The organism is Citrobacter amalonaticus, from assembly GCF_018323885.1.
GTDB classification, from domain to species: domain Bacteria; phylum Pseudomonadota; class Gammaproteobacteria; order Enterobacterales; family Enterobacteriaceae; genus Citrobacter_A; species Citrobacter_A amalonaticus.
Map to the genome: position 1 here is coordinate 977,515 of NZ_AP024585.1, position 20,314 is coordinate 997,828.

Below are 20,314 nucleotides of genomic sequence, written 5' to 3' on the forward strand. Positions count from 1 at the left end.
CGGCGAAAATTACGGCCTCAGGCGACAGGCACAACGGAGAGAGAAACTATGTTTGAACCTATGGAACTGACCAACGACGCGGTGATTAAAGTCATCGGCGTCGGTGGCGGCGGCGGTAACGCCGTTGAACACATGGTGCGCGAGCGCATTGAGGGTGTTGAATTCTTCGCGGTAAATACCGACGCTCAGGCGTTGCGCAAGACGGCGGTTGGCCAGACTATTCAGATCGGTAGCGGTATTACCAAAGGTCTGGGAGCGGGTGCGAACCCGGAAGTCGGTCGCAATGCAGCAGACGAAGATCGTGAAGCTCTGCGTGCAGCGCTTGACGGTGCAGACATGGTGTTTATCGCAGCAGGCATGGGCGGCGGTACCGGTACCGGTGCAGCGCCAGTGGTTGCTGAAGTAGCTAAAGATTTAGGGATCCTGACCGTTGCGGTCGTGACCAAGCCTTTCAATTTTGAAGGCAAAAAGCGTATGGCTTTCGCGGAGCAGGGGATCACTGAGCTGTCCAAGCATGTGGACTCGCTGATCACCATCCCGAACGACAAACTGCTGAAAGTGCTGGGTCGTGGTATCTCCCTGCTCGACGCGTTTGGCGCGGCGAACGACGTGCTGAAAGGCGCTGTTCAGGGCATCGCGGAACTGATTACCCGTCCGGGCCTGATGAACGTCGACTTTGCTGACGTGCGCACCGTGATGTCCGAAATGGGCTACGCAATGATGGGCTCTGGTGTGGCGAGCGGTGAAGACCGTGCAGAAGAAGCTGCTGAAATGGCGATCTCTTCTCCGCTGCTGGAAGATATCGATCTGTCTGGCGCGCGTGGCGTACTGGTCAACATCACGGCGGGCTTCGACCTGCGTCTGGATGAGTTCGAAACCGTGGGTAACACCATCCGTGCCTTTGCATCGGATAACGCGACCGTGGTGATTGGTACCTCTCTGGACCCGGATATGAACGACGAGTTGCGCGTGACCGTTGTTGCTACCGGTATCGGTATGGACAAGCGTCCTGAAATCACCCTGGTCACCAACAAACAGGTGCAGCAGCCGGTGATGGATCGTTACCAGCAGCATGGCATGGCGCCGTTGACGCAAGAGCAGAAACCGGTCGCGAAAGTGGTGAACGATAATACGCCGCAAACCGCGAAAGAGCCGGATTATCTGGATATCCCTGCGTTCCTGCGCAAGCAAGCCGATTAAGAATTGGCTGGAATTTGGGATTCGAGGCTCTTTGTGCTAAACTGGCCCACCGAATGTATAGTACACTTCGGTTGGATAGGTAATTTGGCGAGATTATACGATGATCAAACAAAGGACACTTAAACGTATCGTTCAGGCGACTGGTGTCGGTTTACATACCGGCAAGAAAGTCACCCTGACATTACGCCCTGCGCCGGCCAACACCGGGGTCATCTATCGTCGCACCGACTTGAATCCACCGGTAGATTTCCCGGCCGATGCCAAATCTGTGCGTGATACCATGCTCTGTACATGTCTGGTTAATGAGCATGATGTACGGATTTCAACCGTTGAGCACCTTAATGCTGCTCTGGCGGGTTTGGGTATCGATAACATTGTTATCGAAGTCGATGCTCCGGAAATCCCGATCATGGATGGCAGTGCTGCTCCGTTCGTCTACCTGCTGCTTGATGCCGGTATTGAAGAACTGAACAGTGCCAAGAAATTTGTTCGCATCAAAGAGACCGTTCGGGTCGAAGATGGCGACAAGTGGGCTGAGTTCAGACCGTACAATGGTTTTACGTTGGATTTCACCATCGACTTTAACCATCCGGCGATCGACTCCAGCACTCAGCGCTATGCGATGAATTTCTCTGCTGATGCGTTCATGCGCCAGATCAGCCGCGCGCGTACTTTCGGTTTCATGCGTGATATCGAATATCTGCAGTCCCGTGGCTTGTGCCTGGGCGGCAGCTTCGATTGTGCCATCGTTGTTGACGATTATCGCGTACTGAACGAAGACGGCCTGCGTTTTGAAGATGAATTCGTTCGTCACAAAATGCTCGACGCCATTGGCGACCTGTTCATGTGTGGTCACAACATTATCGGTGCATTTACCGCGTACAAATCCGGACATGCGCTGAATAACAAACTGCTACAGGCTGTTCTGGCAAAACAGGAAGCCTGGGAATATGTGACCTTCCAGGACGACGCAGAACTGCCGTTGGCTTTCAAAGCGCCTTCTACCGTACTGGCATAACGACACAGGTTGTCGCATAAATTCGACTGGTTAATCTGGCACTCTCTCCGGCCAGGTAAGCCAGTCGTTTTTTTTGACATTTTCTTCCCTGCCTGTTGGCAAAAGTGCCTTTCGGTTGTGTTCTTTCGCGTACTGAATCGCGATGCCGTGCGAACGCTGCTTTCTTAAGCACTTTTGCCTGTAACTTCTCATCAATACTGCTGTAGTGCCTGCGCATTAATGATAAGATTTGTGCGCAAAAAACGTTTTGAATAACACGATTGGGATGGCAATAACGTGAGTGGAATACTGACGCGCTGGCGACAGTTAGGTAGACGCTACTTCTGGCCGCATCTCTTATTTGGGATGGTCGCGGCGAGTTTTGGCTTGCCCGCGCTCGGAAATACCGTTGAGCCAACAACGCCGGCAAAGGCGACAGCCAGTAGCCATGAACAGCGCGTTAGAGTTAATTTCAGCCAACTGGCGCTGCTGGAAGCGAGCAATCGTCGCCCCAATTTCACCGTCGATTACTGGCATCAGCATGCTATTCGTACGGTCATCCGTCATCTTTCCTTCGCAATGGCACCGCAGGCGCTGCCCGTTGCTGAAGAACCGTTACCGCTTCAGGCACACCATTTAGCCTTACTGAACACGCTCAGCGCGATGCTGACGCAGGAAGGTACGCCTCCGGCAAGTGTGTCGCGCGTAACGTATGCCCATTTTACGCCTCAGGCCGTATTCACCGTTCCCGCCTGGATCAGCCAGGCGCAGGGGATCCGTGCCGGCCCTCAACGCCTCAGCTAAAAAACCCAATAAACTTCAATACATTATTATGACCCCACATTGCGGGGCGTTTGAGATTTCAATATGCTAATCAAATTATTAACGAAAGTATTCGGTAGCCGTAACGATCGTACGTTACGTCGTATGCGTAAAGCGGTTGCAGTGATCAATGCCATGGAACCGGAGATGGAAAAACTCTCCGATGACGAACTGAAAGCGAAAACCGGTGAATTCCGTGCGCGTCTGGAAAAAGGCGAAAGCGTGGAGAGTCTGATCCCGGAAGCGTTTGCTGTCGTACGTGAAGCCAGTAAGCGCGTTTTCGGCATGCGTCACTTCGACGTTCAGTTGCTCGGTGGGATGGTCCTTAACGATCGCTGCATCGCGGAAATGCGTACCGGTGAAGGTAAAACCCTGACTGCAACGCTGCCAGCTTACCTGAACGCACTAAGCGGCAAAGGTGTTCACGTGGTTACCGTGAACGACTATCTGGCGCAGCGTGACGCCGAAAACAACCGTCCGCTGTTCGAATTCCTCGGTATGACCGTCGGGATCAACCTGCCGGGTATGCCTGCGCCAGCCAAGCGCGAAGCCTACGCCGCCGACATTACTTATGGCACCAATAACGAATATGGCTTTGACTACCTGCGTGACAACATGGCGTTCAGCCCTGAAGAACGCGTACAGCGTAAACTGCACTATGCGCTGGTGGATGAGGTCGACTCCATCCTCATCGATGAGGCGCGTACGCCGCTGATCATTTCCGGCCCGGCTGAAGACAGCTCGGAAATGTACAAGAAAGTGAACAAAATCATCCCGCACCTGATTCGTCAGGAAAAAGAAGATTCTGACAGCTTCCAGGGTGAAGGTCACTTCTCTGTGGATGAAAAAGCGCGCCAGGTTAACCTGACTGAACGTGGTCTGGTACTGATTGAAGAACTGCTGGTGAAAGAAGGCATCATGGATGAAGGCGAGTCTCTGTACTCTCCGGGCAACATTATGCTGATGCACCACGTGACCGCAGCGCTGCGCGCGCACGCGCTGTTCACCCGCGACGTTGACTACATCGTAAAAGACGGCGAAGTCATCATCGTTGACGAACATACCGGTCGTACTATGCAGGGCCGTCGCTGGTCTGATGGTCTGCACCAGGCTGTTGAAGCGAAAGAGGGCGTGGATATCCAGAACGAGAACCAGACGCTGGCCTCGATCACCTTCCAGAACTACTTCCGTCTGTATGAAAAACTGGCCGGTATGACCGGTACGGCAGATACCGAAGCGTTCGAATTTAGCTCAATCTATAAACTGGATACCGTAGTGGTGCCGACCAACCGTCCGATGATCCGTAAAGATATGCCGGATCTGGTCTACATGACCGAAGCGGAAAAAATTCAGGCCATTATTGAAGATATTAAAGAGCGTACCGCCAATGGTCAGCCGGTACTGGTGGGGACTATCTCCATTGAGAAATCCGAAGTGGTTTCTAACGAACTGACCAAAGCGGGCATCAAGCACAACGTTCTGAACGCAAAATTCCACGCCAACGAAGCGGCCATCGTCGCGCAGGCGGGCTATCCGGCGGCGGTAACCATCGCCACCAACATGGCTGGTCGTGGTACCGATATTGTGCTGGGCGGTAGCTGGCAGGCTGAAGTGGCCGCGCTGGAAAACCCAACGCCAGAACAGATTGCACAGATTAAAGCCGACTGGCAGGTTCGCCACGAAGCGGTGCTGGCGTCCGGTGGTCTGCACATCATCGGTACTGAGCGTCATGAATCTCGCCGTATCGATAACCAGTTGCGTGGTCGTTCCGGTCGTCAGGGTGATGCGGGTTCTTCGCGTTTCTACCTGTCAATGGAAGATGCGTTGATGCGTATTTTTGCCTCTGACCGCGTGTCCGGCATGATGCGTAAACTGGGGATGAAACCGGGCGAGGCCATTGAGCACCCGTGGGTCACCAAAGCGATTGCTAACGCGCAGCGTAAAGTGGAAAGCCGCAACTTCGATATTCGTAAGCAACTGCTGGAATACGATGATGTTGCCAACGATCAGCGTCGTGCGATCTATACCCAGCGTAACGAACTGTTGGATGTAAGCGACGTTAGTGAAACTATCAACAGCATTCGTGAAGACGTGTTCAAAGCCACGATTGATGCTTACATTCCGCCGCAGTCTCTGGAAGAAATGTGGGATATCCCGGGTCTGCAGGAACGCCTGAAAAATGACTTCGATCTGGAGATGCCGATCGCAGAATGGCTGGATAAAGAACCAGAACTGCATGAAGAGACACTGCGTGAGCGTATTCTGGCGCAGGCCATCGACGTGTATCAGCGCAAAGAAGAAGTGGTTGGCGCAGAGATGATGCGTCACTTCGAAAAAGGCGTCATGCTGCAAACGCTTGATTCCCTGTGGAAAGAGCACCTGGCGGCGATGGATTACCTGCGTCAGGGCATACATCTGCGTGGCTATGCGCAGAAAGATCCGAAGCAGGAATATAAGCGCGAATCCTTCTCGATGTTTGCCTCTATGCTGGAATCACTGAAATACGAAGTGATCAGTACGCTGAGCAAAGTTCAGGTTCGCATGCCGGAAGAAGTTGAAGCCATGGAGCAGCAGCGTCGTGAAGAGGCGGAGCGTTTAGCGCAGATGCAACAGCTCAGCCATCAGGACGACGACAGCGCTGCGGCGGCCGATCTGGCGGCACAAACGGGCGAGCGTAAAGTAGGTCGTAACGATCCGTGCCCGTGTGGTTCTGGTAAAAAATACAAACAGTGCCACGGCCGTCTGAGCTAAGATCTGCATAATAACGATGTCTGAAGGCGCAGGAAACTGCGCCTTTTTTATGGGTACGACAATATGAAAAAACTGAACATCGCGGTCGGGATTATTCGTAATCCGTATAACGAAATCTTTATCACCCAGCGTGCGGCCGACGCGCATATGGCGAATAAACTGGAATTTCCAGGCGGAAAGATTGAGGCGGGAGAGACGCCGGAGCAGGCGCTGAGCCGCGAGCTACAGGAAGAGGTGGGCATTACGCCGGTAGGTGCCACGCTTTTCGAGAAGCTGGAGTATCAGTTTCCGGACAGGCATATCACGCTGTGGTTCTGGCTGGTGGAAAGCTGGAAAGGTGAACCGTGGGGAAAAGAGGGGCAGCCTGGAAAATGGATTGCCGCCGGGATGTTGCAGGCGGAGGATTTCCCTCCGGCGAATGCGCCCGTGATTGCGAAGTTAAAACAAAACCTGTAGGCCGGATGAGGCGACGCCGACATCCGGTAACGCGCGGTGGGGGCGTATGATCCCCCAGACCGACTCTGTTTACTCTTTCGTTTCGCTCCAGTCGTCGCTGTCGGAAAGATCGCTGCTGCTGGCAATGCGTTTCTCTTCAGCGGCCCATTCACCTAAATCGATCAACTGACAACGTTTGGAACAAAACGGACGGAATGGACTGACTTCACCCCATACAACCGTTTTGCCACAGGTGGGGCAATTTACGGTGATCGTCTCAGACATCTTAACTCCTTAACAGCAGGCCAGTTCGAAATCGAGGCGCTCAGGCACCACGCCATTGTCGCTATCGAGCGGCATAAAACGGATCGCAAAACGGCTCTTGTGGCCGGAAATTTGCGGATAAAGCTGTAAACCCAACGGCAACTGCAGGCGCAGTAAGTCTGCGTCTTCCCCGTTGTCCTGATAAAAGCCGTTCAGGCTGGTTTGTTTACGAAACGGTGCCGAGTTACGAATTAAATCAAGGATCAGAGTCAGCGCCTGAGTCAGCGGGTGCAGGCTGGCAAGCCAGCTATCGACCTGCGCATCGCGCTGTGCCTGTGGCATATGCAGCCAGATATGCAGCGTCGGTAAATCAAAGCTGCAACAACCGCCGGGAATACTCAGACGCTGGCGGACCAGGGCAATCAGCCGATCCTCACGTAAAAATTGTCCCATGCGCGGCGCGGAAATCAAAATACTGCCGGCCGTTTTTAACTGCTGGCGCAGAGCATCAATACGGCTCTGGTCGACGCCCGGGACTTCTGTCCATGCCTGAAGTTTACGCTGCTGGCGCTCAAGCTCTTTCAGTAATTCTGTACGCACTTCACCACGTTCGAATACGTCCAACAAATCTCCGGCATTGCGAAAGAAATGCAGAGCATCTGAACTCTCTGCAATCGGTAAGCGTGCAGAGAGTTGTTGAACCAAAAACTCAATGCGCAACCACGTGCGCATCTTCTCATTGAGAGGGTGTTCAAAAAGGACCTGGGTGTGCATTACGGTTTTTCCTGTGAGACAAACTGCGACGCAAGCTGGAGATAACGTGCGTGCAGGCGGGCGACATCCGACATGATGGAATCTGGTGCGCCATTATTATCAATAACATCGTCTGCCACGGCAAGGCGTGCTTCACGCGTCGCCTGAGCAGCGAGAATCTGTTCAACGTGTGCGCGCGTAACGTCATCGCGCTGCATGGTCCGGGCAAGCTGCGTCTCGGGGGTGACATCCACCACGAGCACGCGATTGGCCTGGCGATAAAGGCCGTTTTCAACCAGTAATGGCACCACCCACAGCACATATGCAGACGTCGCCTGTTGCAACTGACGTTGGGTCTCCTGCTGGATGAGCGGATGAAGCAAGGCACCGAGCCAGGCCTTCTCCTGCGGATCAGCAAAAATCCGTTCGCGAAGCAGTCGACGATGCAGCGTGCCGTCTGCGGCAATCAGTTCAGGGCCAAAATGCGCCGCAATCGCATCCAGCGCAGGCTTGCCCGGTTCGACCACCTGGCGGGCAATAATATCGGCGTCAATTATCTGAATTCCGAGGTCAGCAAAGGCATTCGCAACGGTGCTTTTACCACTGCCAATGCCGCCAGTTAAGGCTACTGTATACCTCATAAGCTCGGTTCCCGGGAATTCATTATGATAATCAATTGGTTGAAAGTTGAACGTACACTGGCGATGATGACTCTGGGCGTGCCCGCTATTCGCCAGGTAAATTTATGGGATTGTAGCGTAAAAAAAGAGAATTTCGCAGTCTTGCGCGGCATTGATTAGTGCGTATGATAGCGTCACTGGAGTTGCGCTCTCATACTAATAGCCCTTAACCCCAGGAATCCGCACATGCGTATTGAAGAAGATCTGAAGTTAGGTTTTAAAGACGTTCTTATCCGCCCTAAGCGTTCTACCCTTAAAAGTCGTTCCGATGTTGAGCTGGAACGTCAATTCACCTTTAAACATTCAGGTCAGACCTGGTCCGGCGTACCTATTATTGCTGCCAACATGGATACCGTCGGGACATTTGCGATGGCAACGGCTCTTGCCTCTTTCGATGTGCTGACCGCCGTTCATAAGCATTACACCGTTGAAGACTGGACGGCTTTTGTGAGCTCGGCATCAGCCGATGTACTCAAGCACGTCATGGTCTCTACCGGTACGTCCGATGCGGATTTCGAGAAGACCAAACAGATTCTGGCGTTGGATCCGGCACTGAACTTTGTCTGCATCGATGTTGCCAATGGCTACTCCGAACACTTTGTTCAGTTCGTGTCGAAAGCGCGTGAAGCCTGGCCGACCAAAACCATCTGCGCCGGTAATGTGGTCACGGGCGAAATGTGTGAGGAACTGGTTCTGTCTGGCGCGGATATCGTTAAAGTCGGTATTGGTCCGGGCTCTGTCTGCACTACGCGTGTGAAAACCGGTGTTGGTTATCCGCAACTGTCTGCGGTGATCGAGTGTGCTGATGCGGCGCACGGTCTGGGTGGGATGATTGTCAGCGATGGTGGTTGTACCATGCCTGGTGATGTGGCGAAAGCATTCGGTGGCGGCGCTGATTTCGTGATGCTTGGCGGTATGCTGGCCGGTCACGAAGAGAGTGGCGGTAAAATCGTTGAAGAAAACGGCGAAAAATTCATGCTGTTCTACGGCATGAGCTCTGAATCCGCCATGACCCGTCATGTCGGCGGCGTTGCGCAGTATCGCGCTGCGGAAGGGAAAACCGTCAAGCTGCCGCTGCGTGGCCCGGTGGAGAACACCGCGCGTGATATTCTCGGCGGCCTGCGTTCAGCCTGTACCTACGTCGGTGCCTCTCGTTTGAAAGAGCTGACCAAACGTACGACGTTTATCCGGGTTCAGGAACAAGAAAACCGCGTTTTCAATAGCCTGTAACCCTCCTCAGGAACTGGCGCTGCATTGAGCGCCAGTTCTGCTGTCGACTTCCTTCGTTATCCCACGCCACTCATCGCATCGCCCAGATGGAAAATCGGTAAATACATCGCCACGACCAGTGTGCCGATGATAAGCCCTGTAATCACCAGCAGCGCGGGTTCCAGTAGTGCCGCCAGGTTGTCAGCCATCGCCTGAGTATGTTCATCATGATGACGGGCAAGGCTGCGCAACATGATATCCAGCGAGCCAGAGGCTTCTCCGGTCCTGACCAGTTGCAGACATAATGGGCTAAATTCTTCCGCATTTTTGAGTGCCTGCCAGACGGGCACGCCGGTACTGATATCGTGCTGTACCTGGGCCAGGCGCAGTGCCCAGTAAGGGCACTGAATCGTCTCTTTCACGCTCTCAAGCGCGGGTAAAAATGCGATCCCCGCCGTCTGCGTTAGCGCGAGGATGGTAAAAATTTGTGTGAGCTTCTGACCCCTTATCAACTGGCCCATCACGGGCATGCGGAGTAATCCTCTCTGGCGCAGCATTTGCCAGCCGGGCTTTCGGCTCAGCAGGCTGTTGGTTGCAATTAGCATGACGAGCATCAGGACAATCAGCCCACTCCAGCGATGACTCCAGTCGGCAAACGCGATGATCCCCTGAGTGAGAGCAGGTAGCGGCGTGTTAAAGGTCCGGTAAATGGCGGCAAATTCAGGCAGGACAAAGTGGAGCATCGCCACCACCACCATGACCGCCATCGTTAAAATAATGATGGGGTAGCGCAGTGCTTTTTTGACCTTATCGGTTAACTGTTTTTGCGCCTTCTGCTGCCGGGCGAGTTCAAAGCAGCATTCATCCAGTTTCCCGGTTAACTCTCCGGTGCGTATCATCGCCTGATACAGCGGTGGAAACACGTCAGGCCACTGCTCCAGCGCGCTGGAGAGCGGTGTACCGTGTTCCAGTTCGTTTGCAAGGCTCCCTAACAGGGCTTGCCACTGCTTGCTTGGTTGCTGTCCGGCAAGCAATTCCAGCCCTTCAGACAACGTTAGCCCCGCTTTTAGCAGCGTAGCGAGCTGGTGAATCACTTCCGTGGATTTGTCATGGCGCCAGAGCGCACGCTTTACGCGTAAGGATTTCACGCGCAAAGGTATTATCTGATGCTGTTCAAGTTCCTGCATCAACACGAGTCGGTTTTCCGCCCAACGGGTTCCCTCTCCGGGCAGGCCATCGTGATTCATTCCCTGCCAGTACCACAGCTTTTTAGTGATCATCTGGCATACCCAGAATGCGCACCAGTTCCTCAAACGTCGTCAGCCCTTGATCGACGGCGCGGCATCCGCTTTCAAAGAGCGTGCTCATTCCTGCCTGTTTTGCATGGGCTTCCAGCGTTGCGGCTGAGGCGTCGTTGGCAATCTGATGACGCAGTTCAGCGGTGATCGCAAGTAATTCAAACAACGCCGCACGACCATAGAAGCCGTGATAGCAGTGTTCGCAGCCAACCGCCTGCCAGCGGGGTAGCGGCGTTGGGTACCATGCGGGCGGTAAGCGAAGGGGATCGTCACTCAGCCGTCGACAGTGCGGACACAGTTTTCTGACCAGCCGTTGCGCGACCACTAAGGTTAACGCGGAAGAGAGCATCCAGCGCGCCACCCCCATCTGCTGTAAGCGTACCAGCGCTTCGCAGGTTGAGTTGGTATGCAGCGTGGAAAGCACCAGATGCCCGGTCTGTGCGGCCTTAATAGCAATTTCTGCGGTTTCGCCGTCGCGGATCTCACCTACCATGATGACATCCGGATCCTGGCGTAGCAGTGCCCGCAATACGCCCTGAAAGGTCAGCCCGGCACGGGGATGGATCTGCGTCTGATTGATACCGTCGAGGGGAATCTCCACCGGATCCTCAACACTGCACAGATTCACCTCCGGTGCGTTTCGCGTTTGCAGCGCGCTATAAAGCGTTACCGTTTTACCGCTACCCGTGGGGCCAGTGACGAGGATCAGCCCCTGAGGTTGTTGCAGGGCGTGGAGGAAGGCAGAGAGTTGCGTGTCGTGCATACCCAGCGTGCAGGCATCCAGTGCCTGATTTACCTGATGCAGCAACCGTAGCACTACCTTTTCGCCATAACGACAGGGAAGGGTGGCGATACGAAACGAGACGGCAGCGCCGTTCAACTCAATGGTAAATTGCCCGTCCTGCGGCAAGCGGTGTTCCGCGATATCCAGATGGCTTAACACTTTCAAACGTGCTGTCAGGGCGATACCGGTCTCTTTGGCGATATTGGGTAAGCTATGTAGCACGCCGTCCACGCGTAAGCGGAGACGGACGTGATGCTCTGCAGGTTCTATGTGGATATCTGAGGCCCGTTTCGCCAGCGCGCTTTGTAATGTGTTATCCAGTAAAACCGCCGCGCTGACGCTGCTCTCAGGCACCACGGACGGCAGCGCGGGTGAGGCGTGATGCTGGTGTTGCTCCATTTGCTGGCGCGTCCAGCAGGCAATCTCAATGCGGCGAGTCGTGGCAAAATGTAGGGCGTCCAGCAGTTCTTGAGAAGGGGCATCTTCGACGGCAATGTGTACCACATCGTTATTGGCATCAAGTAATATCCCCTGGTAGCGCTGGCACAGCGCGCTGAGTTGCGTCGTGTTCATGGCGCTTCCTTAATGGCTATCGAAGCGAAAGACGTCTTCGCAGGCCTGTTTTAACGCGCTGTCATTCTGGATGTTGCAGTTACGCGTCCAGCCCGTAATGCCTTCTGCTTTGTCCCACCCAGGGGTCATGATGACGCTAAGCCCGTTCAGACTTTCCTGGCCAGTAAGCGAAACCACCCCATTTTCGACGCTCATTCCTGAGACATAGCGCGTTGTTGTGGGAGAGGGAATCCCGTTGACGCTTGCGTCGCAGGTGTCTGTACCACCATGCTCCAGGGCGCAGAGTTCGACGGCAGTGCGGTAGGGGACAAAGGTTTGCAGCATATCCGTTAGCGCCGCTTTGCGCAGATAGTTCTGATAGGCCGGAATGCCGATGGCGCTGAGGATGGCAATAATGCCGATCACCACCATCAGTTCAATAAGGGTAAATCCGCGTTGTTTATCCATTGTTCGCTCCTTGAGTGAGTGGACGTCACTTTGGCAAACGCCGGCACGCCAGGCGAGCAGCAAAAAATGAATCAGGAAGGCGGGTTCAGAGGAATGTTATCGGTTTGCAGTCGCAAGCAATGAGATTGCGAGGCTCGACGAGGATTTTAGTGATTGAAAGGAATAAACAGGCCCGATAAGCAGCGCTATCAGGCCCTATAATGATTACGCGTTAGCGAAGCGCATGGACAGGTCCAGCGCCCGGAGATGCTTGGTTAGCGCACCCACGGAGATAAAATCGACGCCAGTTTCGGCAAATTCCCGCAGCGTTTCGTTGGTCACGTTGCCGGAAACTTCCAGGCGCGCCTGGCCGTTGGTCCGTTTTACCGCCTCACGCATCTGTTCCGTTTCAAAGTTATCCAGCATGATGATGTCGGCACCGGCTTTCAGCGCGTCGTCCAGTTCATCGAGGTTTTCAACTTCGACTTCTACAGGCACATCCGGATGCAGCCAGAAGGCTTTCTCCACCGCCTGACGCACGGAACCAGACGCAATAATGTGGTTCTCTTTGATTAGGAAGGCATCCGAAAGCCCCAGGCGATGATTCGCGCCGCCACCGCAGAGTACGGCATATTTCAGCGCGGTACGCAGCCCAGGCAGGGTTTTACGCGTATCCAGCAGTTGGGTCTTTGTGCCCTCCAGGATATCAACGTACTTACGCACTTCGCTGGCGACACCTGACAGGGTCTGCACGAAGTTCAGCGCGGTACGCTCGCCGGTCAGTAACACGCGCGAGGGACCGTCCAGCTCAAACAGCGGTTGGTTCGCCTTGATGCTGTCGCCGTCTTCGACGTGCCAGGTGATGCTGACATCGTCGCCAGCCAGTTGAATAAAGACCTCTTCAACCCAGCGTTTGCCACAAAAAACGCCGTCTTCACGGGTGATGACCGTGGCATGAGAACGGCTGTTCTCCGGTAAAAGTTGAGCCGTAATATCGTTGCTGGCATCCACTTCACCGCCTAAATCTTCGCGCAGCGCCTGGGCGACAACGTTTGGGATATCCAGGTTAATGCGTTCCAACAGCGCGTCACGTCGGTAGTCAGGGTTATAGCGGCGAGGCGGCATGATAAAACTCCAAATTGCTAACGAATCATAAGGTAGAAACATGCTACTCTGAAGCGGCTATAAGCACCACTCAAAAGGAGATTCAGCATGTTGTTAGACAAGGGCTGGCTGGCGGAAGCGCGACGCGTTCCTTCTCCGCACCACGATTGCCGCCCGGATGATGAAGTCCCTTCGTTACTGGTGGTGCACAATATCAGCCTGCCGCCCGGCGAGTTTGGCGGTCCGTGGATTGACGCACTATTCACTGGAACAATTGATCCCAATGCCCATCCCTTTTTTGCCGAAATCGCGCATCTTCGCGTTTCCGCTCATTGTCTGATTCGCCGTGATGGCGAAATCGTTCAGTATGTTCCTTTTGATAAGCGTGCATGGCATGCCGGCGTGTCGAATTATTATGGACGTGAACGCTGCAATGATTTTTCGATTGGTATTGAGCTGGAAGGGACCGATACGCTGGCCTACACCGATGTCCAGTACCAACAACTGGCTGCCATCACGCGTGCATTAATAAAGATTTACCCGGCCGTTGCCGAAAACATAACCGGACACTGTGATATTGCGCCTGAGCGTAAGACCGATCCCGGTCCGGCTTTTGACTGGGCAAAGTTTCGCGCCCTGGTCACCGCCTCGTCAGATAAGGAGATGACATGACGCTATTTACGACATTACTGGTGCTGCTTGTCGAGCGCCTGTTTAAGCTGGGCGAACACTGGCAGTTCGATCACCGTTTAGAAACTTTTTTTCGCCGGGTCAAACGCTTCTCAATGGCGCGTACGCTCGGGATGATGATCATCGCAATGGTGGTCACATTCCTGTTGCTGCGAGCGCTCGATGGACTGCTGTTTAATGTGCCAACGATTGTGGCGTGGATCCTGATTGGGTTGCTGTGCATTGGCGCGGGCAAAGTGCGGATGCACTATCACGCTTACCTTAACGCGGCGTCGCGCGATGATGCGCATGCCCGAACGGCGATGGCCAGCGAACTGACGTTGATTCATGGCGTTCCACCGGATTGCAATGAGCGTGAGTTTTTGCGTGAACTGCAAAATGCGCTGCTGTGGATTAACTTCCGTTTCTATATCGCACCGCTGTTCTGGCTGATCGTCGGTGGTCCATGTGGACCGGTACTGCTGGTGGGCTATGCCTTCCTGCGTTCGTGGCAGTCCTGGCTGGCGCGTTACCAGACGCCGCATGAGCGCTTACAGTCCGGCATCGATGCCATTCTTCATGTTCTCGACTGGATCCCGGTGCGTCTGGCGGGCGTGGTGTATGCCCTGATCGGTCATGGAGAAAAAGCGTTGCCCGCGTGGTTTGCCTCTCTGGCGGATCTGCGTACTTCGCAATATCAGGTGTTAACACGCCTGGCGCAGTTCTCGCTGGCGCGTGAGTCGCATACCGATAAGGTTGAAACGCCAAAAGCGGCCGTTTCCATGGCGAAGAAAACGTCGTTTGCCTTAGTGGTGGTGATTGCCGTGCTCACCATTTATGGCACGTTGATTTAACGTCCTGGCAGGACGCCCGGTAAGTTGCGTGTTACCGGGCAATGATGTTAAAGCGTATCTGCGGGCGGGATGCCGAAGTCTGGCATTCCGTGGTCATCCCAGTGAATCAGCTTCAGACGGGTATGCCGATTGGGATCGTAGAGCGGATCGCCTTCAATTTCGGTGTAGTTACGCGCGTGATACACCAGCACGTCATCGCCTTCCGGCGTTTGGGTAAAGCTGTTGTGCCCGGGTCCATACTGGCGATTTTCATTGCTGGTGGTAAACACCGGCCGCGGGGATTTATGCCAGTTTGCCGGATTCAGCGGATCGGCGTGAATATCAATCCATAACAGTCCCATGCAGTAATTTTCATCCGTGGCGCTGGCGGAGTAGCTGATAAACAGCCTGTCACCGTGGGTTAATACTGCCGGACCTTCGTTGACCCAAAAACCCCGACACTCCCAGTCGTACTCCGGTTTGCTGAGCATCACCGGCTGGCCTTTAATCGTCCAGGGATTTTCCAACTCCGCCAGATAAATGTTGGAGTTACCGGCGATATCTGGGGATTTTTGCGCCCACAGATACCACTGTTTTCCCTGATGGTGGAATGTTGTGGCATCGAGTGCAAAGGTATCAAACGGTGTTTTCACCTGACCCTTTTCGACCCAGTTGCCGGTGAGCGGATCGGGATCTGTACACTCCAGCGCGTACATCCGATGCTGAAACATGCCCAGTTTGTCGAGCGCCTGAGTATGCGCGGCGGCAAAGTAGATGACCCATCTACCATCGAGGTGATGAATTTCCGGTGCCCAGATCAGCTCGCTCATCGGGCCGTGTTCGGGTTTGCGCCAGACGACAACGGGTGACGCTGTACGTAATCCTTCCAGCGAATCCGCCCGCCGGATTTCCAGTCGGTCGTACTCTGGCACTGAGGCAATAAAGTAATAGTCGCTGCCGTCGCGCAGGATAAACGGATCGGCGCGTTGTTCAATAAACGGGTTAGGCCAGTTTTGCATCAGGCTTTCCTTACGGTTTCAGTGGCTTTCAGTTCCTGATAATCATTGAGTTCGCGGTAGTTAGCGCGGCGTTTTTCCAGATCGTCCTGAATCTGTTTCATCAGTTCGCGGTCGACTTTCAACAGACGTACTACGCCGGCGGTAATCAGATAGCCGACTCCCGGAATCACGGTAAAGAGCAGCATGATGCCGTTGATCGCGGAGTCGCTTTGCGCTTTCGCCCCGGCATCGTAGCCGTACCACGAGAGCAGAAAGCCAACCATCGCCCCGGCAATCGCCAGACCGAGTTTCAGGAAGAACAGGTTGCCGGAAAAGCTTATGCCGGTAATGCGCTTGCCGGTTTTCCATTCGCCGTAGTCGTCAACGTCTGCCATCAGCGACCAGTGCAGCGGCGACGGGATTTGGTGCAAAATGTTAAGCAGGAAGTAGAGCACGACAATCATCATCGTGGCTTTGGGATCGAAGAAGTAAAACGCGCAGGAGAAAAGGGCCAGCGCGATGTTGGTCCAGAAGAAAACCTTTAGCTTGCACCAGCGGTCGGTCAGCACTTTCGCCAACACGCTACCGATCATCATGCCGACCACGCCGAGACTGATAAAGATCGTGGCGAAATGGGTGCTTTGTCCCATAACCCAGGTGACGTAGTACATGGTTGCCGCCATACGGATAAAGCCCGGACAGACGTTGCACAGCGTCAGCAGCAGTATGCGTACCCACTGATCGTTCTTCCACACGTCTTTGAAGTCGTTTTTCATGTCATCGTGCGTGGGAACGGCAGGGCGCACACGTTCACGAACGGTGGCAAAGCAGAACAGGAACATACACATGCCGATAATGGCCAGCACGGTCATCGCCAGTTGATAGCCCTTCGCTTTGTTGTCGCCGCCAAACCAGTCGACCATTGGCAGTAGAGTGAGCGACAGCAGCAACGTCGCGATACCGACCAGTACAAAGCGGTAAGACTGGCAGGCCACGCGTTCTTTCGGATCGTTGGTGATCACGCCGCCCAATGAGCAATAAGGAATGTTGATCGCCGTATAAGTAATCGACAGCAGGAAGTATGTGACAAACCATAGATAACCTTGCTGCTATAAGTCCACTCCGGGGTGGTGAACATCAGAATGCTGAACAGCGCGTAAGGGAAGGCAATCCACAATAACCATGGACGAAAACGGCCATATTTGCTTTGGGTTCGGTCAGCAATAGCGCCCATAATGGGGTCAGTAACGGCGTCGATAACGCGTACTGACAGTAATAACACCCCTACCAGAGCCGGGGCGAGACCAAAAACATCCGTATAAAAATAGTTAACAAACAGCATGATAGCGCCAAAGATGATGTTGCATCCGGCATCGCCCATGCCATAACCAATCTTTTCTCTTACCGACAGCTTACCTGTATCCATTGAGATGTCTCCCCATCAAGGTGATGGAAAGAATTATTCGTCTGTAAGCCTTTAATTGCGTTGCAGGATAGCGCCGCTGATATGGACGAAATGGCTGTTGGGGAGAAAGTGTGAGGCAGGTAACAACCCTCACCCACGACGGGTGAGGGTTCAAGGAATTAATGGGCTTTCGCCGTCTTCGCGGATTTCTGTTTGCACAGATAACCGATGCCAAGAACAACCAGCCATACCGGGATCAGGTAAACCGAAATCGCCATACCCGGCGTCATCAGCATAATTACCAGCACCGCCGCCATGAAGGCCAGACAGACCCAGTTACCCAGCGGGTAGAACAGCGCCGGGAAGCGGGTTTTCACTCCCTGTTGCTGCTTCGCGCGGCGGAATTTGATGTGCGCCAGACTGATCATCGCCCAGTTGATCACCAGTGCGGAGACCACCAGCGCCATCAGCAGGCCGAAGGCGGATTCTGGCGCCATGTAGTTGATCAGTACGCACAGCGCCGTCACCAGCGCCGAAACGATGATGGTATTCACCGGCACGCCGCGTTTGTCGATAGTGAGCAGGATTTTCGGGGCGTTACCCTGTTGCGCCAGACCAAACAGCATGCGGCTGTTACAGTAAACGCAACTGTTGTATACCGACAGTGCCGCCGTCAGAACCACGATATTCAGCGCGTTCGCCACGAAGGTATCGCCCAGCTCGTGGAAGATTAGGACAAACGGGCTGGTGTCAGCGGTGACACGCGTCCACGGCAGCAGGGAAAGCAGAACGGCCAGTGAACCCACATAGAAAATCAGAATACGATAGATTACCTGGTTGGTGGCTTTGGGAATGCTCTGCTCCGGGTTATCGGCTTCGGCTGCGGTGATACCGACCAGCTCGAGCCCGCCGAAAGAGAACATGATGATCGCCATCATCATTACCAGCCCGGTCATACCATGAGGCAGGAAGCCGCCCTGTTCCCACAGGTTACGCACGGTTGCCTGCGGGCCGCCATTGCCGCTGAATAGCAGCCAGCCGCCGAACAGGATCATCGCGACCACGGCGATGACTTTGATGATCGCAAACCAGAACTCCATCTCACCGAACACTTTTACGTTGGTCAGGTTGATGGCGTTGATCGCAATAAAGAAAACGGCTGCCGAAACCCAGGTGGGGATCTCCGGCCACCAGAACTGAATGTACTTGCCGACGGCGGTCAATTCCGCCATTGCAACCAGCACATACAGCACCCAATAGTTCCAGCCCGATGCAAATCCCGCAAAACTCCCCCAGTACTTGTAGGCAAAGTGACTGAATGAACCGGCGACCGGCTCCTCAACCACCATTTCACCCAACTGGCGCATAATAAGGAAGGCAATAAAACCGGCTATCGCATAACCCAGAATAATACCGGGGCCAGCGGACTGAATTACGGAGGCGCTTCCCAGGAACAGGCCTGTTCCTATCGCGCCGCCCAGCGCGATAAGCTGGATATGGCGGTTCTTAAGGCCGCGCTTTAGCTGCTCGCCGTGCTGCTGACTGTCCATCATGAAACCTCGTGAGTGGTTTACCCTTCAGTACCCGGCCGCGTGACGGCGACCGGGCAATTTGAGTAATTATTATTTGTCCTACGCAGAGATGCGTGTAAGTTTGCAATTCCGTCTGTTGTATTATTATGTTTACAGCAATGAATTTTAAAATGTCGCCGAAACTCTTTTGTCCGGAACAGAATAATGGTATGTGGCAGGGAATGCACCTGCTTTGTGAATGGATGATGACGAGTTGAATAAAAAGAGAGCAGTTGTCTATCCCGCCTCTTATTCCCTGATAACACTTCTGTAAGATATAAAGTGATTACCTATACATAAAATATGCATAAAAATGCATCTGAATCGGTTCAACCAGGATTTTTCTTCGTTTCAATAAGGTTAAAACTACCTCGCGGGTGGTAAATTTAACATTTGTGCATAGTTACATGTTTGAAACGATATTTCTGTGATGTTGTTAAAATGTGCCTGCTTTACTGATTTCAATCAAAACCTGTATGGACATAAGGTGAATACTTTGTTACTTTAGCGTCACAGATATGAAATTGGTAAGACCAATTGACTTCGGGCAAATGGCTTAAGACAGGACATCATGGCCTACAGCAAAATCCGCCAACCAAAATTATCCGATGTGATTGAGCAACAGCTGGAGTTTTTGATTCTTGAGGGCACACTACGCCCGGGCGAAAAACTCCCACCGGAACGCGAACTGGCGAAACAGTTCGACGTCTCCCGTCCCTCCTTGCGTGAGGCGATTCAACGTCTCGAAGCGAAGGGATTGCTGCTTCGTCGCCAGGGCGGCGGCACTTTTGTTCAGAGTAGCCTGTGGCAGAGCTTTAGCGATCCACTGGTAGAACTGCTCTCCGACCATCCTGAATCCCAGTTTGACCTGCTTGAGACGCGCCATGCGCTGGAAGGCATTGCTGCATACTACGCAGCGTTGCGCAGTACGGATGAAGACAAAACACGTATTCGTGAATTGCATCATGCCATTGAACTGGCGCAAGAGTCGGGTGACCGCGATGCCGAGTCCGATGCGGTCCTCCAGTATCAAATTGCTGTCACCGAAGCTGCGCACAATGTGGTGTTACTTCATCTGCTAAGGTGTATGGAGCCCATGCTGGCCCAGAACGTACGTCAGAACTTCGAGTTGCTCTATTCGCGTCGCGAGATGCTTCCGCTGGTGAGTGGTCACCGCACCCGTATTTTCGAAGCGATTATTGCCGGTAAGCCAGAAGAGGCGCGTGAAGCATCACATCGCCATCTGGCGTTTATCGAAGAGATTCTGCTCGACCGCAGCCGTGAGGAGAGCCGTCGTGAACGCGCCTTACGTCGTCTGGAGCAGCGAAAGAATTAGTGATTTTTCTGGTAGCTCGTTAGCCAGAAGATGTTGTAAATCAAGCGCTAATGAATGAAAGGCGCGGCAACTAAACGCAGAACCTGTCTTATTGCACTTTTAGTTGTTCAAAATAATTCGGCTTGTATCGCGGCGGCAAGCGCGCGAGTCGCCAGGAGCATAGTGAACTATGTGACTGGCGCAAGGAAGCGCAGCCAACAAAGAGA

General features: G+C 53.7%; 18 protein-coding genes and 1 pseudogene. 9 read left to right on the forward strand and 10 right to left on the reverse strand.

Annotation, left to right across the window (positions count from 1 at the left end; genetic code table 11):
* Positions 1-48: 48 nt before the first annotated feature.
* The 5 genes from ftsZ (at position 49) to mutT (ending at position 6,226) form a co-directional block, all read left to right on the forward strand.
* Positions 49-1,200, forward strand: coding sequence for a cell division protein FtsZ (gene ftsZ, locus KI228_RS04710; RefSeq protein WP_004857884.1), 1,152 nt, complete (start codon positions 49-51; stop codon positions 1,198-1,200).
* A 100-nt stretch (positions 1,201-1,300) separates the two neighbouring features.
* Complete coding sequence (gene lpxC, locus KI228_RS04715) at positions 1,301-2,218, forward strand: UDP-3-O-acyl-N-acetylglucosamine deacetylase (protein WP_000595473.1); 918 nt, start codon at positions 1,301-1,303, stop codon at positions 2,216-2,218.
* 276 nt (positions 2,219-2,494) lie between these two features.
* The gene (gene secM, locus KI228_RS04720) at positions 2,495-3,001 is read left to right on the forward strand and encodes a secA translation cis-regulator SecM (protein ID WP_042997930.1); all 507 of its coding nucleotides are present in this window, start codon (positions 2,495-2,497) and stop codon (positions 2,999-3,001) included.
* A 63-nt stretch (positions 3,002-3,064) separates the two neighbouring features.
* Positions 3,065-5,770, forward strand: coding sequence for a preprotein translocase subunit SecA (gene secA, locus KI228_RS04725; protein WP_042997929.1), 2,706 nt, complete (start codon positions 3,065-3,067; stop codon positions 5,768-5,770).
* A gap of 63 nt (positions 5,771-5,833) precedes the next feature.
* The gene (gene mutT, locus KI228_RS04730) at positions 5,834-6,226 is read left to right on the forward strand and encodes an 8-oxo-dGTP diphosphatase MutT (protein WP_044255459.1); all 393 of its coding nucleotides are present in this window, start codon (positions 5,834-5,836) and stop codon (positions 6,224-6,226) included.
* A gap of 69 nt (positions 6,227-6,295) precedes the next feature.
* On the opposite strand, the gene yacG is transcribed toward mutT, so the two are convergent.
* The 3 genes from yacG to coaE are packed head-to-tail and all read right to left on the reverse strand — an operon-like array spanning position 6,296 to position 7,863.
* Positions 6,296-6,490 (reverse strand): DNA gyrase inhibitor YacG, encoded by a 195-nt coding sequence (yacG, locus tag KI228_RS04735; protein ID WP_042997927.1) that lies wholly within the window; start codon positions 6,488-6,490, stop codon positions 6,296-6,298.
* A gap of 9 nt (positions 6,491-6,499) precedes the next feature.
* Positions 6,500-7,243: a cell division protein ZapD gene (gene zapD, locus KI228_RS04740; RefSeq protein ID WP_042997926.1), complete on the reverse strand. Its 744-nt coding sequence runs from the start codon at positions 7,241-7,243 to the stop codon at positions 6,500-6,502.
* A complete protein-coding gene (gene coaE / locus KI228_RS04745; protein ID WP_044255456.1) occupies positions 7,243-7,863 on the reverse strand; it encodes a dephospho-CoA kinase in 621 nt (206 codons plus the stop codon). Before coaE ends, zapD begins: the two co-directional genes overlap by 1 nt.
* Positions 7,864-8,088: 225 nt before the next feature.
* On the opposite strand from coaE, the gene KI228_RS04750 reads away from it, so the two are divergent.
* A complete protein-coding gene (locus KI228_RS04750) occupies positions 8,089-9,132 on the forward strand; it encodes a GMP reductase (RefSeq protein ID WP_042997924.1) in 1,044 nt (347 codons plus the stop codon).
* Positions 9,133-9,188: 56 nt separating this feature from the next.
* On the opposite strand, the gene hofC is transcribed toward KI228_RS04750, so the two are convergent.
* From hofC to nadC, 4 genes are all read right to left on the reverse strand, one after another.
* Positions 9,189-10,391, reverse strand: a complete 1,203-nt coding sequence (hofC, locus tag KI228_RS04755; RefSeq protein WP_061070522.1) for a protein transport protein HofC — start codon at positions 10,389-10,391, stop codon at positions 9,189-9,191.
* The gene (gspE, locus tag KI228_RS04760) at positions 10,381-11,766 is read right to left on the reverse strand and encodes a type II secretion system protein GspE (protein WP_061070521.1); all 1,386 of its coding nucleotides are present in this window, start codon (positions 11,764-11,766) and stop codon (positions 10,381-10,383) included. The genes hofC and gspE overlap by 11 nt, the downstream gene beginning before the upstream one ends.
* A 9-nt stretch (positions 11,767-11,775) precedes the next feature.
* A complete protein-coding gene (gene ppdD / locus KI228_RS04765) occupies positions 11,776-12,213 on the reverse strand; it encodes a prepilin peptidase-dependent pilin (RefSeq protein WP_042997921.1) in 438 nt (145 codons plus the stop codon).
* A gap of 204 nt (positions 12,214-12,417) precedes the next feature.
* Positions 12,418-13,317 carry a carboxylating nicotinate-nucleotide diphosphorylase gene (nadC, locus tag KI228_RS04770; protein ID WP_044326651.1) on the reverse strand — a complete coding sequence of 300 codons (900 nt, stop codon included), beginning with the start codon at positions 13,315-13,317 and terminating at the stop codon, positions 12,418-12,420.
* Positions 13,318-13,404: 87 nt separating this feature from the next.
* On the opposite strand from nadC, the gene ampD reads away from it, so the two are divergent.
* Together ampD and ampE are read left to right on the forward strand one after the other, a co-directional pair.
* Entirely contained in the window at positions 13,405-13,968 is a 564-nt protein-coding gene (gene ampD, locus KI228_RS04775; protein ID WP_044267415.1) for a 1,6-anhydro-N-acetylmuramyl-L-alanine amidase AmpD, read from the forward strand.
* Positions 13,965-14,819 (forward strand): beta-lactamase regulator AmpE, encoded by an 855-nt coding sequence (ampE, locus tag KI228_RS04780; RefSeq protein WP_044255451.1) that lies wholly within the window; start codon positions 13,965-13,967, stop codon positions 14,817-14,819. Before ampD ends, ampE begins: the two co-directional genes overlap by 4 nt.
* A gap of 47 nt (positions 14,820-14,866) precedes the next feature.
* Here the strand turns inward: ampE and KI228_RS04785 are convergent, their stop codons facing one another.
* The 3 genes and pseudogenes from KI228_RS04785 to aroP form a co-directional block, all read right to left on the reverse strand.
* A complete protein-coding gene (locus tag KI228_RS04785; protein ID WP_042997917.1) occupies positions 14,867-15,817 on the reverse strand; it encodes a glycoside hydrolase family 43 protein in 951 nt (316 codons plus the stop codon).
* Positions 15,817-17,222: pseudogene (locus KI228_RS04790) on the reverse strand (glycoside-pentoside-hexuronide (GPH):cation symporter). Before KI228_RS04790 ends, KI228_RS04785 begins: the two are co-directional and overlap by 1 nt.
* 158 nt (positions 17,223-17,380) lie before the next feature.
* Positions 17,381-18,754, reverse strand: a complete 1,374-nt coding sequence (gene aroP / locus KI228_RS04795) for an aromatic amino acid transporter AroP (protein ID WP_086512694.1) — start codon at positions 18,752-18,754, stop codon at positions 17,381-17,383.
* A 589-nt stretch (positions 18,755-19,343) separates the two neighbouring features.
* On the opposite strand from aroP, the gene pdhR reads away from it, so the two are divergent.
* Complete coding sequence (gene pdhR / locus KI228_RS04800) at positions 19,344-20,108, forward strand: pyruvate dehydrogenase complex transcriptional repressor PdhR (protein ID WP_042997914.1); 765 nt, start codon at positions 19,344-19,346, stop codon at positions 20,106-20,108.
* The last annotated feature ends 206 nt before the right edge of the window (positions 20,109-20,314 follow it).

What these genes read in the sequence shown, in the direction of transcription:
- ftsZ (WP_004857884.1), top strand. Translation starts at nt 49, where the DNA reads ATGTTTGAACCTATGGAACTGACCAACGACGCGGTGATTAAAGTCATC.
- lpxC (WP_000595473.1), top strand. Translation starts at nt 1,301, where the DNA reads ATGATCAAACAAAGGACACTTAAACGTATCGTTCAGGCGACTGGTGTC.
- secA (WP_042997929.1), top strand. Translation starts at nt 3,065, where the DNA reads ATGCTAATCAAATTATTAACGAAAGTATTCGGTAGCCGTAACGATCGT.
- mutT (WP_044255459.1), top strand. Translation starts at nt 5,834, where the DNA reads ATGAAAAAACTGAACATCGCGGTCGGGATTATTCGTAATCCGTATAAC.
- yacG (WP_042997927.1), bottom strand. Translation starts at nt 6,490, where the DNA reads ATGTCTGAGACGATCACCGTAAATTGCCCCACCTGTGGCAAAACGGTT.
- zapD (WP_042997926.1), bottom strand. Translation starts at nt 7,243, where the DNA reads ATGCACACCCAGGTCCTTTTTGAACACCCTCTCAATGAGAAGATGCGC.
- coaE (WP_044255456.1), bottom strand. Translation starts at nt 7,863, where the DNA reads ATGAGGTATACAGTAGCCTTAACTGGCGGCATTGGCAGTGGTAAAAGC.
- KI228_RS04750 (WP_042997924.1), top strand. Translation starts at nt 8,089, where the DNA reads ATGCGTATTGAAGAAGATCTGAAGTTAGGTTTTAAAGACGTTCTTATC.
- hofC (WP_061070522.1), bottom strand. Translation starts at nt 10,391, where the DNA reads ATGATCACTAAAAAGCTGTGGTACTGGCAGGGAATGAATCACGATGGC.
- gspE (WP_061070521.1), bottom strand. Translation starts at nt 11,766, where the DNA reads ATGAACACGACGCAACTCAGCGCGCTGTGCCAGCGCTACCAGGGGATA.
- ppdD (WP_042997921.1), bottom strand. Translation starts at nt 12,213, where the DNA reads ATGGATAAACAACGCGGATTTACCCTTATTGAACTGATGGTGGTGATC.
- nadC (WP_044326651.1), bottom strand. Translation starts at nt 13,317, where the DNA reads ATGCCGCCTCGCCGCTATAACCCTGACTACCGACGTGACGCGCTGTTG.
- ampD (WP_044267415.1), top strand. Translation starts at nt 13,405, where the DNA reads ATGTTGTTAGACAAGGGCTGGCTGGCGGAAGCGCGACGCGTTCCTTCT.
- ampE (WP_044255451.1), top strand. Translation starts at nt 13,965, where the DNA reads ATGACGCTATTTACGACATTACTGGTGCTGCTTGTCGAGCGCCTGTTT.
- KI228_RS04785 (WP_042997917.1), bottom strand. Translation starts at nt 15,817, where the DNA reads ATGCAAAACTGGCCTAACCCGTTTATTGAACAACGCGCCGATCCGTTT.
- aroP (WP_086512694.1), bottom strand. Translation starts at nt 18,754, where the DNA reads ATGATGGACAGTCAGCAGCACGGCGAGCAGCTAAAGCGCGGCCTTAAG.
- pdhR (WP_042997914.1), top strand. Translation starts at nt 19,344, where the DNA reads ATGGCCTACAGCAAAATCCGCCAACCAAAATTATCCGATGTGATTGAG.